The sequence below is a fragment of the Streptomyces sp. NPDC001514 genome, from assembly GCF_053597075.1.
In genome coordinates, this window is the sequence record NZ_JBSFHO010000004.1 from 103945 (window position 1) to 119838 (window position 15894).

A 15894-nucleotide genomic window follows, 5' to 3' on the forward strand; every position below is an offset into this window, starting at 1 on the left:
ACAAGGCGGCCGGGGACATACGCATCATGGAAGCCACCCAGGCCACCCCACCAGGCCACCCAGCTGGCAAGAACGTACGGAGGAGTCCCCGTGAAGGTCGGAATCGTCGGAGCCACCGGGCAGGTCGGCACGGTCATGCGCAAGATCCTCGCCGAGCGGGCTGCGTTCAATTCTCTTGGCTCGGTCGACCAACTCCGGCTGTTCGCATCGGCCAGGTCGGCGGGCTCCACGATCGACTGGCAGGGCCAGGAGATCACCGTCGAGGACGCCGCCACGGCCGACTACACCGGCCTGGACATCGTGCTCTTCTCGGCCGGCGGCGCGACTTCGAAGGCGCTCGCCGAGAAGGTCGCCTCGCAGGGTGCCGTGGTGATCGACAACTCCTCCGCGTGGCGCCGCGACCCCGAGGTCCCGCTCGTCGTCTCCGAGGTCAACCCCCACGCGATCAAGGACCGCCCCAAGGGGATCATCGCCAACCCGAACTGCACGACGATGGCCGCGATGCCGGTGCTGAAGCCGCTGCACCAGGAGGCGGGCCTGGTCGCGATGATCGCCACCACCTACCAGGCCGTGTCCGGCTCGGGCGTGGCCGGTGTCGCCGAGCTGCGCACCCAGGCGTGCGCGGTCGCCGAGAAGGCGGACCAGCTGGCGTACGACGGCGAGGCCGTGGAGTTCCCGGAGCCCGGCGTCTACAAGCGCCCGATCGCCTACAACGTGCTGCCGTTCGCCGGCAACCTCGTCGACGACGGCTCCTTCGAGACCGACGAGGAGCAGAAGCTCCGCAACGAGTCGCGCAAGATCCTGGAGATCCCCGAGCTCAAGGTCTCCGGCACCTGCGTCCGCGTCCCGGTCTTCTCGGGCCACTCGCTGCAGGTCAACGCCCGCTTCGAGCGTCCGATCAGCGTGGAGCGCGCCTACGAGCTGCTGAAGGACGCGGAAGGCGTCGAGCTCTCCGAGATCCCGACCCCGCTGCAGGCCGCCGGCAAGGACGCCTCGTACGTGGGCCGTATCCGTGTGGACGAGACCGTCGACAACGGCCTCGCCCTCTTCCTCTCCAACGACAACCTCCGCAAGGGCGCCGCGCTGAACGCGGTGCAGATCGCGGAGCTGGTCGCGGAGGAGCTCAGCGCCTGACGCCGGGTTCTGTGCGACGAGACGGCGGGCGCCGACGGGCGGCCGCCCTCTCGTCGTACGCGGGTCAGGGCCTGCGCACCTCGTAGTGGAAGCAGCCGAACTCTGCCGCCCTGATGTGGACGAGGGCGACCTCGGGGTCGGCGAAGGCCTCGGCGAGGGCCGACTCGATCACCGCCGCGGGATCGTCCCCGAGGTCGAGGACGCGTCCCCCGACGATACGGCCGCGGGCGCTGTAGCGGCGGGCGGTGCGCTGCGCGCCGGGGCGGGCGAACGGGTATCCAGCGCGTTCCTGCGGCCCCCCGCAGTCCTCGGCGTGGATGAAGACCGGGCCCTGCTCGTCGTACGCGCCCGGGTCGGCCCCGGTCTCGGCCGCCCAGCGGCGCAGCGGCGCGTACGAGACGAGCGCGATCCGCTCCCCCGCCTCACTGGGACGCAGACAGCAGCGCAACGGCGCGCCGCCCTCCTCGTCGGTGTACGGCACACGACGGCGGGCGGCGTCGTCACGTTCGCGGAGCTCTTCGAGCGTTGTGTCGTCGATGGGTCTCGGCCGGTGGGTGATGGTCATGCGCCCCAGCGTCCCCGCCGCCGCACGCCGCGTCCGGCGGCTTTCGGACCTCGCGTTCGGAGTTCCGCAGTGACTGCGCATGACTCCTCGTAAGCAGTCGGCTGCGCGGGGTATCTCCGAGCGGGTGGCCCATCCTCCGTGGAAGGATGACCGGAAACGTCACATACCGAGGAGATGACCGGGTGCCTGGCACAAACCTGACCCGTGAAGAGGCGCAAGCGCGGGCGCGCCTGCTCACCGTTGACTCGTACGAGATCGACCTGGATCTCACCGGGGCGCAGGAGGGCGGCACCTACCGGTCCGTGACCACCGTGCGCTTCGACTCCGCCGAGGACGGCGCGGAGACCTTCATCGACCTGGTCGCCCCGGCGGTCCACGAGATCGTGCTGAACGGGAAGTCGCTGGACGTGGCCGCCGTCTTCCGGGACTCGCGGATCGCGCTGAAGCACCTGCACGCGGGGCCGAACGAGCTGAAGGTCGTCGCGGACTGTTCGTACACGAACACCGGTGAGGGTCTGCACCGGTTCGTCGATCCGGTCGACCAGCAGGCGTATCTCTACACGCAGTTCGAGGTGCCGGACGCCCGCCGGGTGTTCGCCTCCTTCGAGCAGCCGGACCTGAAGGCCACCTTCCAGTTCACCGTCAAGGCGCCCGACGGCTGGACCGTGATCTCCAACTCGCCGACGCCGGAGCCCAAGGACAACGTCTGGGTCTTCGAGCCGACGCCGCGGATCTCGTCGTACATCACGGCGCTGATCGTCGGTCCGTACCACTCCGTGCACAGCTCGTACGAGAAGGACGGGCAGAGCGTCCCGCTCGGCATCTACTGCCGCCCGTCGCTGGCCGAGTACCTGGACGCGGACGCGATCTTCGAGGTCACCCGGCAGGGCTTCGACTGGTTCCAGGAGAAGTTCGACTACGCGTACCCCTTCGCGAAGTACGACCAGCTCTTCGTGCCGGAGTTCAACGCGGGCGCGATGGAGAACGCGGGCGCGGTGACGATCCGCGACCAGTACGTCTTCCGATCGAAGGTGACGGACGCGGCGTACGAGCGGCGGGCCGAGACCATCCTCCACGAGCTCGCCCACATGTGGTTCGGCGACCTGGTCACCATGGAGTGGTGGAACGACCTGTGGCTGAACGAGTCGTTCGCCACGTACACCTCGGTGGCCTGCCAGGCGTACGCGCCGGGCACCCGGTGGCCGAACGCCTGGACGACGTTCGCGAACTCGGAGAAGACCTGGGCGTACCGGCAGGACCAGCTGCCGTCCACGCACCCGATCATGGCCGAGATCCACGACCTCGACGACGTTCTCGTGAACTTCGACGGCATCACGTACGCCAAGGGCGCCTCGGTGCTGAAGCAGCTCGTCGCGTACGTCGGGATGGAGGCGTTCTTCCAGGGCGTGCAGGCATACTTCAAGCGGCACGCGTTCGGGAACACGCGGCTGTCGGATCTGCTGGGCGCGCTGGAGGAGACCAGCGGCCGCGATCTGAAGACATGGTCGAAGGCCTGGCTGGAAACCGCCGGTATCAACATCCTGCGCCCGGTGGTCGACACCGACGCGGCCGGTGCGATCACCTCCTTCGTGGTCAAGCAGGAGGCCCCGGCGCTGCCCGCGGGCGCGAAGGGCGAGCCGCTGCTGCGGCCGCACCGGATCGCGATCGGCTTCTACGAGCTCCAGGACGGCGCTCTCGTACGGACCGAGCGGGTCGAGCTGGACGTCGACGGTGAGCTCACCGCCGTACCGGAGCTGGTCGGCAAGCAGCGCCCGGCGGTCGTGCTGCTCAACGACGACGATCTGTCGTACGCGAAGGTGCGGCTCGACGAGGAGTCGCTGAAGGCGGTCACGGAGCACCTGGGCGACTTCACCGAGTCCCTGCCGCGCGCGCTGTGCTGGGCGTCGGCGTGGGACATGACCCGCGACGGCGAGCTCGCGACCCGCGACTATCTGTCGCTGGTGCTCTCGGGCATCGCGAAGGAGTCGGACATCGGCGTCGTCCAGTCGCTGCAGCGGCAGGCGAAGCTGGCGCTCGACCTGTACGCGGCGCCGGAGTGGCGCGAGGCGGGCCTGACGCAGTGGACGGACGCGACACTGGCGCATCTGCGCGCGGCCGAGCCGGGCAGCGACCACCAGCTGGCGTGGGCCCGGGCGTTCGCGGCGACCGCGCGGACCCCGCAGCAGCTGGAGCTGCTGGCGGCGCTGCTGGACGGCCGGGAGACGATCGAGGGCCTGGTCGTGGACACCGAGCTGCGCTGGGCGTTCGTGGAGCGGCTCGCGGCGACGGGTGACTTCGACGAGGAGGAGATCGCCGCCGAGCTGGAGCGCGACAGGACCGCCGCCGGTGAGCGGCACGCGGCGACGGCCCGGGCCGCGCGCCCGACGCCGGAGGCCAAGGCGGAGGCGTGGGCGTCGGTCGTCGAGTCCGACAAGCTGCCGAACGCCGTGCAGGAAGCGGTCATCGGCGGCTTCGTCCAGACCGACCAGCGCGAGCTGCTCGCCCCGTACACGGAGAAGTTCTTCGCGGCGGTCAAGGACGTGTGGGAGTCCCGCTCCCACGAGATCGCCCAGCAGATCGCGATTGGGCTCTACCCCTCGCTCCAGGTGTCGCAGGCGACGCTGGACGCGACCGACGCATGGCTGGATTCCGCCGCACCGAACGCGGCGCTGCGCCGGCTGGTCTCGGAGTCGCGTGCGGGCATCGAGCGTGCCCTGAAGGCCCAGGCGGCGGACGCGGCAGCGGCCGCGGCCTGACCCGGCCCCGGCCCCGTGAAGGGAGCCCCGGAACCTTTCGGTCCGGGGCGCCCTTCTGCGTGCGGGGACAGGCGTGGAGGAAGCGCGTCCATACTGTGACCCGGCGTCAACACCCGTACACGAGAACGACTATGCTCCCTCAGCGTCGTCATATGATCGTTTCCGTTCTGATGGTTTGAGGGTGCTGATGGTCCGTGAGGAATCGTCGCCCGGAAGTGGAAGTCCGCGCCCCGCGGCATCTTTCGTGTGGCTGTTGCCTGCCGCTCTGACCGCCGTCGCCACCGTTGTCGCGGTGGTCCTGGTGTCCGCCGAGGCGCGGCTTCCGGTCGGGGCCGTCGGGGCCGTCGCCGTCCTGGCGGTCGCCGCCTCGGGCGCGGAGTCCGCCCGGCGCCGGCGGGTGATCGACGAACTGCGCCGGGACCTCGCCGCCCGCGACACCGCACTCGCCCGCCGGCACGCCGAGACCGCGCACCTCGCCGGGACTCTGCTGCCCGAGGTGGTGGAGCGGCTGCGCAAGGGGGAGTTCCCGGAGGACGTCCTCGCCTCGCTCACCGCGCCCGAGGAACACCAGGCCGTCGTACGGGCCGTCGTCGACGCGGTCGTCGCCGAGGAGGATCTGCGCGAGTCCGCGCAGCGGGCCTTCGTGAACATCGCCCGTCGCGTCCAGGCCATCGTGCACCAGCAGGCCCAGGAACTGCGGGAGATGGAGGACCGGCACGGCAAGGCCCCGGAGGTCTTCGGCGATCTGCTCCGGCTCGACCACGGCACCGCGCTGATCGGCCGCCTCGCCGACTCCATCGCCGTACTCGGCGGTGCGCGTCCGGGCCGCCAGTGGAGCCGGGCCGTGCCGCTGTACAGCGTGATGCGCGGCGCCATGTCGCGGATCATCGACTACCAGCGCGTCGAGCTGCACTCCGTGTCCGAGGTCGCCGTCAAGGGACCCGCCGTCGAGCCGCTGATCCACGCGCTCGCCGAGCTCCTCGACAACGCGACCCGCTACTCGCCGCCGCAGACCAAGGTCCATCTGACCGCCGTCGACGTCCAGTCGGGCATCGCCGTCGAGATCGAGGACGGCGGCGTGAGCATGAGCGAGGAGGCCCGCATGCGCGCGGAGCGCATGCTGCGCCAGGCCCAGCAGGGCATCGACCTCAACGACCTGGGCGAGACCCCGCGCCTCGGCCTCGCCGTGGTCGGCCGGCTCGCGCAGGCGTACGGCTTCCAGGTCTCGCTGCGCTCGTCGGCGTACGGCGGTGTCCGTGCCGTGCTCGTCGTTCCGCAGGAACTGATCACGACCGCCGCGTCCGCGACCGGCATCGCGCACGGCATCGGTGCCTCGTCCGTGCCCCGTACGGCCCTTCCGGCTTCCCCGGCTTCCCCCGTTTCCGTGGCTTCCCCCGTTTCCGCGGCCGCTCCCGCCGCAGCGACCTCCGCCGCGGACACCACAGCCGTGCCCGGGCCCCGCCAGGCGCGCCCGGCCACCGGCCCGGTGGCGGACCAGAGCACCGCGGCCGTGACCGAGCGGACGCCGATGGGCCTGCCGCAGCGGCGCCGCAAGACGCCCGTCGCCGGGGTCACCGAGACCACCGCGTCCGCCTCACCGGCGTCGACGTCCACGTCCAACGCGGCTACCGACCAGGAGCCCACACCTCAGGTGCAGCCCGGAATGTGGCTGGCCGCCTTCCAGAGCGGCCTCTCCGGGGAGTCCACCGACGCTGACAAGGGGAACAGACAGCCATGATTCAGCAGCAGGCCAACATGGACTGGATGCTCAAGGACCTCGCCGAGGGTGTGCCACAGACAAGACATGTGGTCGTGCTCTCCGCCGACGGTCTGCGCATGGCCCAGTACGGCACCGACACCGACACCGCCGACCGGCTCGCCGCCGCCTGCGCCGGACTGCAGTCCCTGGCCGGTGCCGTCGGCTCCGAACTCCCGTACAGCGAAGGCCGGATGCGGCTGGTCGTCATCGAGATGGACGGCGGCTTCTTCTATCTGATGGCCGCGGGCGCGGGCGCCTATCTCGCCGTACTCGCCGACGAGGGCGTCGACGCCGGGCTGATGGGCCAGCGGATGCGGGACCTGGTCCTGCGCATCGGTGAGCACCTGAGCAGCCCGCCCCGTCAGGACGGTGCGGCCAGGTGAGCCACCCGGGCGGCGGGGACTGGGAGGAGGCCAGCCCCGAGCGGCTCTACGTCATCACCGGCGGTCGCAGCGGTGCGTCCGCCGCGGCCCCCCTCGACCTCGTCACCCTGATCGTGGCCAGGTCGGGGCCGAAACCCGGGATGCAGCCCGAGCACGCGGCCATCATCCAGATCTGCCAGGCGCCGCTGTCGGTGGCCGAGATCTCCGCGTATCTGAGCCTTCCGGTCAGCGTCGTGAACGTCCTGCTCGGCGATCTCATCGCCGACAACCGGGTCGTCGCCCGCGCGCCCGTCCCACCCGCCCGACTCCCCGACCGCGCTTTGATTGAGGCAGTGATCGATGGACTTCAGAGGCTCTGAGCAGGCCACCGCCGTGGAGCGCGGGCCACGGAGCGAGGATGTGCTGCCGGCGACCGCCGCTGCCGCCGTCAAGGTGGTGATCGTGGGCGGCTTCGGTGTCGGCAAGACGACGCTGGTCGGCTCGGTCAGCGAGATCCGTCCGCTGACCACCGAGGAGACGATGACGCAGGCCGGGGTCGGTGTCGACGACACGGCGGGCATCGGCGGCAAGACGTCGACGACGGTCGCCATGGACTTCGGCCGCATCAGCGTCAACGACGAACTGGTGCTCTACCTCTTCGGGACCCCCGGTCAGGAACGCTTCTGGTTCCTGTGGCGCGGCCTGTTCGAGGGCGCCCTGGGCGCGGTCGTCCTGGTGGACACCCGCCGTCTCGAGGTCAGCTTCGACGTCATCGGCCGCCTCGAGGAGCGCGGCGTACCCTTCGTCGTCGCCGTCAACTCCTTTCCCGACGCGCCCGGTTATCCGATCGAGGAGCTGCGGACCGCGCTGGACCTGCCGGAGTCGGTGCCGATCGTGCTGTGCGACGCGCGGCAGCGGAGCTCGAGCCGGGACGTCCTCATGACGCTGATGCGCTATCTCCAGACCCTTGCCACGACGCAGGAGGCGTCATGACCACGGCTCCGCCACCCGGCACCGGAACCGCTCCCGAGCCGGGCCCCGGCCCCACCCCTCCCCCGGGTTGCCCGGCCCACGCGCTCGGCCCGGGCGGCCTGCGCAGGCTGTACGGCCCGGAGGCCGACGCCGACCCGATGGGCCTGTACGAGAAGCTGCGCGCCGAGTACGGCACCGTCGCGCCCGTCCTCGTCCACGGCGACCTCCCCGCCTGGCTGGTCCTCGGTCACCGGGAGAACCTGGACGTGGCCCGTATGCCGTCCCGTTTCTCGCGTGACCCACGTGGCTGGCGCGACATGCAGGAGGGGCGGGTCCCGCCGGACCATCCGCTGACCCCCATCGCCGCCTGGCAGCCGGTATGCAACTTCGCCGACGGCACGGAGCACGAGCGGCTGCGCGGTGCCGTCACGGAGTCGCTGGAACGCTTCGACCGGCGCGGGGTGCGGCGCTATGTGACCCGCTTCGCGGGCCAGCTGATCGACTCGTTCGCCGACACCGGCAGGGCCGATCTCGTCGCGGACTTCGCGGAACCGCTGCCGATGCTGGTGATGACGCAACTGGTCGGCATGCCCGACGAGTACGGTTCCCGGCTGGTCCAGGCGGCCCGTGACATGACCCGCGGCACCGAGACGGCCGTCGCCAGCAACGAGTACGTGTCCGTGGCACTGCGTCAGCTGCTGGAGCGCAAGCGGGCCGTGCCCGGCAGGGACTTCACCTCCTGGCTGCTGGAGCACTCCTCGTCGCTGTCGGACGACGAGATCATCGAGCATCTGAGGCTGGTGCTGATCGCCGCCTTCGAGACCACCGCCAACCTGATCGCCAACGTACTGCGGCTGGTCCTGACCGACCGCCGGTTCCGCGGCCGGCTGTCCGGCGGGCACATGACGCTGCCCGACGCGCTGGAGCAGGTGCTGTGGGACGAGCCGCCGCTGACCACGATCCTCGGCCGCTGGGCGACGGGCGACACCGAGCTCGGCGGGCGGCAGATCAGGGCCGGTGACATGCTGCTGCTCGGGCTCGCGGCCGGGAACAAGGATCCGGAGATCCGCCCCGATCTATCGCTGCCGGTACACGGCAACCGCTCGCACCTGGCCTTCAGCGGCGGGCCGCACGAGTGCCCCGGCCAGGACATCGGCCGCGCCATCGCCGACACCGGCATCGACACGCTGATGGCGCGGCTCCCCGACCTGGAACTCTTGGGGGACGAGAGTGCGCTGCGCCACGACTCCTCGCTCATGTCCCACCGTCTGGTCGCGCTGCCGGTGACGTTCACCCCGCCCGGCAGCTCGACGACAGGTGCGACGGCCGCCGCCGTGCCGGCCAGGTCGGCGCCACTGCCGGACGCGGCCCCGCCGCTGCCCGCACCACCGGCACCGGAGGTGCGGCAGCAGCGCCGATCATGGTGGTCCCGGCTGCTGGGCCGGGGCTGAGCAGCCGTGACCGGCAGCGCCGGTGGGGCAGGCCGCCCCACCGGCGCTAGGCCGTGTCTGAGAACTCCCGCCCGGCTCCAGTTCTCAAACACGGCCTAGCCGAGCCGCTCGAGCTGGTCCCACCACCAGGCGATGGCCGGGACCGGCAGCGGCTCCGTGCTCGGGTCGCTGGGAGTGTCGCGGTAGGTGATGTCGTACGACGCGCCCTCGACCGGCAGCGTGTTGCGGTTGCGCGGACTGGTGAAGCGCGGGGCGAGGTTCTGCCACTCGATGCAGCCGCTCACATAGTGGGCGAGCGAGTCGAGATAGCGGGCCAGCTGGTCGTCGGCGTCCTTGGCGAGCCGTTCCCGGAGCCGGATGAAGAAGGTCATCGCCCGGTCGCGCAGGGCCACGGCGGGCGCCAGTGCCTCCTTCGGCGTACAGCCGTGGTGCCGTGCGACGACGTTGAGGAGGTTCTGCTCCCAGGGCTCCTGGTCGTCCTCCTTGTTGTACGAGAACAGGTCGTTGTCGCAGGAGACGATGAACCCGGCAGCGTCGGTGAGTGCCTGGACCGGCGCGGAGTACAGCACGTCGGCCGGGACCGTGATGCCCTTGGCCGCGTCGCACCAGGTGAGCGTGAACCGGGTGCCATTGACCGACATCCGCATCGCGCAGAAGTCGTTGAGCGACGGCATCACGTCGCGCTCGGCGTTGGAGGTCTGCCAGCCGGCGCCGAACAGCCAGTCGCGGGTGCCCTCGGTGAACCGACGCAGCTGGAAGGGGGTGAGCATGGCCCGGGTCCGGCCGACGAGGTCGTCCAGCGCGGTGGTGATCGGGCCCGGCGGAAGCATCGACGAGCCAGGCGCCTCGACCGAGCGGACCAGGCGGATGCTGTGGTCGACGATGGCGGCGGTGCTCTTGCCCGTGGCGTCCGAGTCCTGCCAGTCGTCGATGGCGTTGGCCCAGTAGTTCCACTCCATGAAGAGCACGATCGCTTCGGCGTCGCCGTACGGGATGATCCGTGACGTGAAGTCGGCGCTGTGCGTGCCGAGTCCCCAGGCGCGCTCGGTGGCGTCCGGGTAGATGCCGAAGGTGTCGATCCACTCCACGGCTCTCGCCTCCAGCTCGGCGGCGTCCTGGTGGATCAGTTTCTCGTTGAACGGGCAGTAGAACGGCGGCAGTTCCCAGCCGATGCGCGAGGGTGCGGCGTCCGCCGCGTACACGGGAGGCACGGTCAGCTGCCCCCGAGGCGGAACATCAGCAGCCGTGTCTCCATGGCGTGATCGCGCCAGATACGGAACAGCTTCCCGTGGGTGATGGTCGACTCGGTGAGCCGCTTGCGGGACCAGGCACCGGCCTTGCGCTTGCCCTCCCGCTCGACGCGCTCGAGCTCCGCCGCGTTCCATGCCATGGATTGCACCCAGAACTCGGCGACGCGGTCGGTGACGTCCTCGTCCTGCTCCAGTTCGAAACCGGCCGCCTCGGCCGCGGATATGTACTCGGTGAAGGTGCCGAGACGGGTCTTGTAGTACCCGTCGATGAACTCGGTCCACTCCGGCCGGCAGATGAAGTGCTCCTGGATCCCGAACCAGCCGCCGGGCTTCAGGGCCTTGGCAACCACCTGGAAGAGCCGTTCACGGTCCATGTAACCGGAGCTCTCGTTGGCGTACGCCGCGTCGTACGCGCGGTCGGGGACGAAGTCGTGGACGTCGGCGAGGAGCGGGGTGACACGGTCGGCGACACCGGCCTGCCGGGCGAAGTCCTCGATGACCGGTATGTGTTCGCCGGCCACGGTGAGTCCTGTGACCCGGGATCCGTGCTCCTGCGCCCAGTAGAGCGATCCGCCGCCCACCCCGCAGCCGATGTCGAGGAGATCCGCGGGCGGAGTGGTGCAGGCACCCCAGGTGCGGGCGGCGTGCTCGACGATGGCTTCCTGGGAGGCGACAATGCGCCGCTTGAGGACACGCTGGGAGACAGTGGTGTTGGGCGTGGCGCCCGGCTCGAAGAGCCCCATGTGAAAGTGAACCCGCGGCCCTGGGCCGTATTTGTGGAGGATGTCCGCCGTCTTCCGTGAGTAGTACAGCGGCACCTGGGTCTCGTCGAAGGTGACGAGGCTGTTCTGCATCGGGCTTCTCCAGTCTGCGTCCTGGCGGGGGTGACAGGGCGGATCAACTCTGCCCGAAAATGATCGTTCCAGTCACCCCCCGTCTCATCCGTCACACCGTCAAACGGGCGTAACGCCAACGCAGTTCAACTGCGGGACGACCGCGCGTCGGCCGCATCCCGCAGCGCCCGCAGCACGTGAGACACGGCCGCCCCCTCCTCCGCGCCCCGGCGCACCGCGGCGATCACATGCCGCCGGGGCTGGTCCGCGCCGAGCACGCGCATCGCGACACCGCTGCGCCGCTCCGCGGCCGCCATGCGCGGGACGAGCGCCACGCCCATGCCCGCCTCCACCATGGCCAGGATCGCGGTCCAGCCGGAGGCCGAGTGGGCCTGCTCGGGGACGAAACCCGCCGTCTCGCACGCGGCTCGGGTGATCTCGGACCACGGGCCGCTGCCGCCGAAGATCCAGGACTCCGCCGACAGATCGGCGAGCCGCAGCCCCGGCTCACCGGCCATCGGATGGCCGCCCGGCAGCGCCACGTCGAGCGGATCGGCGAGCAGCGGTACGAGGGTGAACTTCGGGTCGCGCGCAGTGGGCGCGTGCGCGGCCAGCGACAGCGCCAGGTCCACGTCCCCGGCGGACAGCAGCTCGTACGCCTCGGCCGCCTCGGTCTCCCGTACGCGTACCTCCAGCGCGGGATGCCGCGTCCGCAGCGCCTGCACGGCGGGGACGACGAGCGCGGGCACGGCCGTCGAGAACGCCCCGATCCGCAGCTCCCCCGCCTCGCCCCGCAGATACCCGGCCAGCTCCGCGTCGGCCCGCTCCAGCTCGGCGAACACCGCCTCCGCGTGCCTCAGCACCAGGTGCGCGGCATCCGTGAGCCGGACGCGGCGGCCGTGCGCCTCCAGCAGCTGCACGCCGAGCTGCTTGGCGAGGTTCGTCAGCTGCTGCGACACCGCCGACGGCGTCATGCGGAGCGCCTCGGCGGTCGCGGTCACGGTGCCCCGGTCCCGCAGCGTGCGAAGGATCTGCAGCTTCTTGACGTCCCACTTGTCCTACTCGGCCATGCGAACACGCTACTCAGCCGTGGTGCGACTCATCGGCCGCCACCGCTCACTGCGCGGCGGTACCCAGCGCCCGCTCCGGCGTGACGCGGATGACAACGCGGACCACCTCCGGCGGCAGCTCCAGATACTCCTCGCCCGCGCCCGGCCCCTCGTACTGCTCCGCCAGCGCGAACGCCAACTCGCGCCCCGTGTCCTCCGTGACAGCCGCCCTGCCACGCAACTCCACGTACTGGAGCGGGTCGGCCGGGTCGTACAGGGTCACGCTGACCCTCGGCTCACGGATCACGTTCCGCTCCTTGCGGCGGCCGGCCTGCGAGGAGATCAGCAGGTCGTCACCGTCCCGGCCCACCCAGACCACCGAAGTCTGCGGACTGCCATCGGGATTGACGGTGGCGAGCACGGCAGGTACGGGGGCGTCGAGAAGCTTCTGCACGGACGCGCTCAGTGATATCGGCATGCGGCAGAGCCTATGCCGTCTCGTGGCGGTGCAGGTGCGCGACGAAGGCGAACCAGGCGGGGCGGGGAAGAGGAGGACGGGGCCGGTGGGGTTCTTGGAGTCGCGGACGGGGACGGTGTGAAGGAGGTTGGGCGCGACTGACTGCCCGCCGGATGCGCTGCGTGAGGCGACCCCGCAGGAGCGGCTCCGCGCCGGCACGGCACGCGCGAATGCCCGCAGCCGGGGCGAGATCTGCCGGTGACGCGGACGCGCGAACGGCGGACAGGGGCTCAAGCACCGTCGCGGCGAGGTCGAAGAGAGCGGTGACATGATCATCGTTCCGAATGGAGTATCCATGCGACTGTTCGCGCGCTGCGCGGCCGCCGCCCTGCTCGCCGCCATGCCCCTCGTCGCCCAGCCGACGGTCGCGGCCCAGGACCACACCCACCGGCCCACCCCCGGACCCGCCCCCCTGCATCACGCGGCCGAGCCGATCAAGGGCAGCTACATCGTGTCGCTGAACACCGGCGCCGAGCCCGCGGAGGTGGCTCGGCAGGTCGGGGTGAAGCCGCGGTACACGTACAACCGGGCCATGCGCGGGTTCTCCGCGACGCTGACCGCCGATCAGCTGGCGGCGGTGCGGCTGGCGCCCGGGGTCGCTGCCGTGGAGGAGGACTCGAAGGCCTCCGCACACCGAACCGACCCCGCGCAGCGAACCGACTCCGCCCGCCGAACCGGCACCCCCGGCCGGGCGGCCGCCGCCGCGAGCTGGGGGCTCGACCGCTCGGACCAGCGGAAACTCCCGCTGGACGGGCGGTTCGGGGCCACCACCACCGGCAGGGGCGCGACCGTCTACATCGTCGACACCGGCATCGACTACGGGCACAGCGAGTTCGGCGGGCGCGCCGTGTTCGGCTTCGATGCGATCGGCGACGGCCGCCGGGGGCAGGACTGCGAGGGGCACGGCACCCATGTGGCGGGTACGGCGGGCGGGGCGACGTACGGCGTCGCGCCCCAGGCCACCCTGGTCAGCGTCCGTGTACTCGACTGCAACGGCAGCGGAAGCTGGTCCGGGATCATCGCAGGCCTCGACTGGGTCGCCAGGAACGCCCAGCAGCCGGCCGTGCTGAACGCCTCGCTCGGCGGCGCCACATCCCGCGCCGCGAACGCCGCCGCCGACGCGGTCTTCGCCGGTGGCGTCCTGCCCGTCATCGCGGCGGGCAACTCCGCCGAGGACGCCTGCGGCATCTCGCCCGCGAGCGCGGCGAACGTCCTCACGGTCGGCGCGACCGACCGCGGCGACGCCGAGACCGACTTCAGCAACTACGGCGAATGCCTCGAACTCTACGCCCCGGGCAGCGAGATCGTCTCCGCGCTGCTGGGCGGCGGCAGCACCGAGATGAACGGTACGTCGATGGCGGCCCCGCACGTGGCCGGCGTCGCCGCGCTCTACCGGGCCGCCCACCCGGGCGCCGGTGTGCGGACGGTCGCGGACTGGATCGTCAGGCAGACCACCAAGGGCGTGGTGAAGAGCATCTCGAGGGGCTCACCCAACCGGCTGCTGTTCACCGGCGGGCTGTGACGCCCGTCGGGCCTCCGGCCTGGCACCGGCGTGGCGCGCACCCAGCGCCACGCCGCCCAGGATCAGCGCCAGGCACAGGGCCTGCAGGGCTCCGAAGGGCTCGCCGAGGACGGCGAAGGAGAGCAGGGCGACGCAGACCGGCTGGAGGTAGTAGACGACTCCCGCGCGGGCGGCGCCGATCAGGGCGATGGCCTTGTTCCAGGCGAAGAAGGCGACGGCGGAGGAGAAGACGCCGACGTACACGAGCGGCCCGACCGTCATCGCCGTGGGCGTGAAGCCGCCCTGCACGGCGAGGCTGATCCCGTAGGCGGGAAGCAGCATCAGCGCGCCCAGCACAAAGGTGCTGAAGAGGAAGGGGAGCCCACCGAGGTCTGCCGGGCGGTGCCTGAGCAGAGCGCTGTACGAGCCGAAGCAGACCGCGCCGGCCATGACCCAGAGGTCGCCCGCGCCGATGTCCGTCGTGAGCGAACCCTTGCCGACGAGCAGCAGCACTCCTGCGCAGGCGATCAGCATGCCGGTGATGCGCCGCGCGCGGAGGCGGGTGCCACCGAGGCGCTCGTACACGGCCATCAGGACCGGGGAAGCGGCCATGATCATGCCCATGTTGCCGGCGCTGGTGGCGACTGCGGCCTGGTTGACCAAGGTGTTGTAGACGGCGACGCCGAGCAGCGAGGCCAGGGTGACGAAGCCCAGGTGACGGCGGATCAGCCGGCGCTGCCGCCAGGTCTCGCGGGCGGCGAACGGCGCCACGGCGGCGATCGCGATGATCCAGCGCCAGAAGGCGTGCTGGACGGGCGGCACGGAGTCGTGGAGGGCGCGGGCGGTGACGAAGCTCCCCGACCACACGACCGTCGCGACGAGCGCGAGGAGGACTCCGAGGCCGGATGCCTGCTTCAGCCTCTTCGCGTTCACCCTCTTCGCGGCGGTCGTCGTCTCACTGCTGCGGACGCGGTCCAGGAGTGTCACGGGCATCCCTTGCCTCTCTCCCCCGGCGGGGGATCTTGGTTGCGGGATCTACCGTCGCACCGCCCGAATCCCCAGGTCCATCGAATCTTTTCGATCATTCCTTTCAGAGAAAGTGAAAGATCGTGAGGGCGGGAGCGGCTGACCGGCCACCGTGGCGCCGAACGCGATCGCCATCCCCAGCAGTTGCACGGGCGTCAGGTTCCCGGCTGAGCGCGCCCGGCCGATCACGGCCGGGGTGATCGGGGAGAGCGGGCCGAGGAGCGTTGAGGCGAGCGCGGCCGGCGAGGTGCAGCGGAAGGCGCTGGACGCCGCGCTCGACGCCGAGGAGGCGGAGCAGCCGGCCGGGCTGCTGCGGAAGCTGCTGGGGTCGACGGGCGCGTGAGTGCCGACGCGCAGCACGGACGGCGGCACGCGAGTGCGGCCCGGGACTGCGCGAGGGCGCCGTACGGTCGCGTCGTGCGCGTGCCGTACGGCGCCCTCGCGAAGAGCGTAGGAGCGGGTGCTCAGGCCTGCTTCTTCTTGGGCCTGTCGGACTTGTCGAGGACCATCACCAGGCCCGCGATGACGAGGAACAGGACGATCGGCAGGGCGACGTACAGGCCGAGTGTCTGGGCCACGCTCAGGCCCGGGCCCGGGTCGTCGCCGTCGTCGGGGGTCAGCGCGAGCGCGGGGGACGACATGAGCAGCATCATCAGCGTCGTACCGGCCGCGACGGTGCCGGCGCGCAGGGCGTTCTTCTTGTCCACGGTGCAAACCTA

Annotated in this window: 16 protein-coding genes and 1 pseudogene; 9 read left to right on the forward strand and 8 right to left on the reverse strand. The window is 71.1% G+C overall.

The features are described 5' to 3' along the window. The first annotated feature begins 90 nt into the window (after positions 1–90). Positions 91–1134 (forward strand): aspartate-semialdehyde dehydrogenase, encoded by a 1044-nt coding sequence (locus tag ACWCXB_RS06600; RefSeq protein ID WP_450719687.1) that lies wholly within the window; start codon positions 91–93, stop codon positions 1132–1134. Between the two features lie 64 nt (positions 1135–1198). On the opposite strand, the gene ACWCXB_RS06605 is transcribed toward ACWCXB_RS06600, so the two are convergent. Beyond that, positions 1199–1699, reverse strand: a complete 501-nt coding sequence (locus ACWCXB_RS06605; RefSeq protein WP_450719689.1) for a DUF1203 domain-containing protein — start codon at positions 1697–1699, stop codon at positions 1199–1201. A gap of 182 nt (positions 1700–1881) precedes the next feature. Here ACWCXB_RS06605 and pepN point away from each other — a divergent pair, with 182 nt between their 5' ends. From pepN to ACWCXB_RS06635, 6 genes are all read left to right on the forward strand, one after another. Continuing rightward, positions 1882–4455, forward strand: a complete 2574-nt coding sequence (gene pepN, locus ACWCXB_RS06610) for an aminopeptidase N (protein ID WP_450719691.1) — start codon at positions 1882–1884, stop codon at positions 4453–4455. A gap of 187 nt (positions 4456–4642) precedes the next feature. Beyond that, positions 4643–6193: a sensor histidine kinase gene (locus ACWCXB_RS06615; RefSeq protein ID WP_450720072.1), complete on the forward strand. Its 1551-nt coding sequence runs from the start codon at positions 4643–4645 to the stop codon at positions 6191–6193. Next, the gene (locus ACWCXB_RS06620; protein WP_450719693.1) at positions 6190–6597 is read left to right on the forward strand and encodes a roadblock/LC7 domain-containing protein; all 408 of its coding nucleotides are present in this window, start codon (positions 6190–6192) and stop codon (positions 6595–6597) included. The genes ACWCXB_RS06615 and ACWCXB_RS06620 overlap by 4 nt, the downstream gene beginning before the upstream one ends. Then, positions 6594–6956 (forward strand): DUF742 domain-containing protein, encoded by a 363-nt coding sequence (locus ACWCXB_RS06625; RefSeq protein WP_450719695.1) that lies wholly within the window; start codon positions 6594–6596, stop codon positions 6954–6956. Before ACWCXB_RS06620 ends, ACWCXB_RS06625 begins: the two co-directional genes overlap by 4 nt. Next, positions 6937–7569 (forward strand): GTP-binding protein, encoded by a 633-nt coding sequence (locus ACWCXB_RS06630; RefSeq protein WP_450719697.1) that lies wholly within the window; start codon positions 6937–6939, stop codon positions 7567–7569. Before ACWCXB_RS06625 ends, ACWCXB_RS06630 begins: the two co-directional genes overlap by 20 nt. Continuing rightward, positions 7566–8999 (forward strand): cytochrome P450, encoded by a 1434-nt coding sequence (locus ACWCXB_RS06635; RefSeq protein ID WP_450719699.1) that lies wholly within the window; start codon positions 7566–7568, stop codon positions 8997–8999. The genes ACWCXB_RS06630 and ACWCXB_RS06635 overlap by 4 nt, the downstream gene beginning before the upstream one ends. A 95-nt stretch (positions 9000–9094) precedes the next feature. Here the strand turns inward: ACWCXB_RS06635 and ACWCXB_RS06640 are convergent, their stop codons facing one another. The 5 genes and pseudogenes from ACWCXB_RS06640 to ACWCXB_RS06660 form a co-directional block, all read right to left on the reverse strand. Then, entirely contained in the window at positions 9095–10201 is a 1107-nt protein-coding gene (locus ACWCXB_RS06640; protein ID WP_450719701.1) for a terpene synthase family protein, read from the reverse strand. Between the two features lie 11 nt (positions 10202–10212). Continuing rightward, complete coding sequence (locus ACWCXB_RS06645) at positions 10213–11103, reverse strand: SAM-dependent methyltransferase (RefSeq protein WP_450719703.1); 891 nt, start codon at positions 11101–11103, stop codon at positions 10213–10215. Between the two features lie 125 nt (positions 11104–11228). Further along, positions 11229–12119: a LysR family transcriptional regulator gene (locus ACWCXB_RS06650; RefSeq protein WP_450720074.1), complete on the reverse strand. Its 891-nt coding sequence runs from the start codon at positions 12117–12119 to the stop codon at positions 11229–11231. 79 nt (positions 12120–12198) lie between these two features. After that, a complete protein-coding gene (locus tag ACWCXB_RS06655; RefSeq protein WP_450720076.1) occupies positions 12199–12609 on the reverse strand; it encodes a PPOX class F420-dependent oxidoreductase in 411 nt (136 codons plus the stop codon). 108 nt (positions 12610–12717) lie between these two features. After that, positions 12718–12990, reverse strand: a pseudogene (locus ACWCXB_RS06660) (hypothetical protein); the annotation flags it as partial. Between ACWCXB_RS06660 and ACWCXB_RS06665 the strand changes: the two are divergent. After that, positions 12944–14170: a S8 family peptidase gene (locus ACWCXB_RS06665; RefSeq protein WP_450719705.1), complete on the forward strand. Its 1227-nt coding sequence runs from the start codon at positions 12944–12946 to the stop codon at positions 14168–14170. The pseudogene ACWCXB_RS06660 and the gene ACWCXB_RS06665 overlap by 47 nt on opposite strands. Here ACWCXB_RS06665 and ACWCXB_RS06670 read toward each other — a convergent pair. Then, a complete protein-coding gene (locus tag ACWCXB_RS06670) occupies positions 14135–15136 on the reverse strand; it encodes a DMT family transporter (RefSeq protein ID WP_450720078.1) in 1002 nt (333 codons plus the stop codon). The two genes, ACWCXB_RS06665 and ACWCXB_RS06670, sit on opposite strands and share 36 nt — an antisense overlap. 151 nt (positions 15137–15287) lie before the next feature. On the opposite strand from ACWCXB_RS06670, the gene ACWCXB_RS06675 reads away from it, so the two are divergent. Next, complete coding sequence (locus ACWCXB_RS06675) at positions 15288–15518, forward strand: hypothetical protein (protein ID WP_450719707.1); 231 nt, start codon at positions 15288–15290, stop codon at positions 15516–15518. A 121-nt stretch (positions 15519–15639) separates the two neighbouring features. On the opposite strand, the gene ACWCXB_RS06680 is transcribed toward ACWCXB_RS06675, so the two are convergent. Then, positions 15640–15882 carry a hypothetical protein gene (locus ACWCXB_RS06680; protein ID WP_450719709.1) on the reverse strand — a complete coding sequence of 81 codons (243 nt, stop codon included), beginning with the start codon at positions 15880–15882 and terminating at the stop codon, positions 15640–15642. Between the last annotated feature and the right edge of the window lie 12 nt (positions 15883–15894).

What these genes read in the sequence shown, in the direction of transcription:
- ACWCXB_RS06620 (WP_450719693.1), top strand. Translation starts at nt 6,190, where the DNA reads ATGATTCAGCAGCAGGCCAACATGGACTGGATGCTCAAGGACCTCGCC.
- ACWCXB_RS06605 (WP_450719689.1), bottom strand. Translation starts at nt 1,699, where the DNA reads ATGACCATCACCCACCGGCCGAGACCCATCGACGACACAACGCTCGAA.
- ACWCXB_RS06615 (WP_450720072.1), top strand. Translation starts at nt 4,643, where the DNA reads ATGGTCCGTGAGGAATCGTCGCCCGGAAGTGGAAGTCCGCGCCCCGCG.
- ACWCXB_RS06645 (WP_450719703.1), bottom strand. Translation starts at nt 11,103, where the DNA reads ATGCAGAACAGCCTCGTCACCTTCGACGAGACCCAGGTGCCGCTGTAC.
- ACWCXB_RS06655 (WP_450720076.1), bottom strand. Translation starts at nt 12,609, where the DNA reads ATGCCGATATCACTGAGCGCGTCCGTGCAGAAGCTTCTCGACGCCCCC.
- ACWCXB_RS06630 (WP_450719697.1), top strand. Translation starts at nt 6,937, where the DNA reads ATGGACTTCAGAGGCTCTGAGCAGGCCACCGCCGTGGAGCGCGGGCCA.
- ACWCXB_RS06665 (WP_450719705.1), top strand. Translation starts at nt 12,944, where the DNA reads ATGCGACTGTTCGCGCGCTGCGCGGCCGCCGCCCTGCTCGCCGCCATG.
- ACWCXB_RS06635 (WP_450719699.1), top strand. Translation starts at nt 7,566, where the DNA reads ATGACCACGGCTCCGCCACCCGGCACCGGAACCGCTCCCGAGCCGGGC.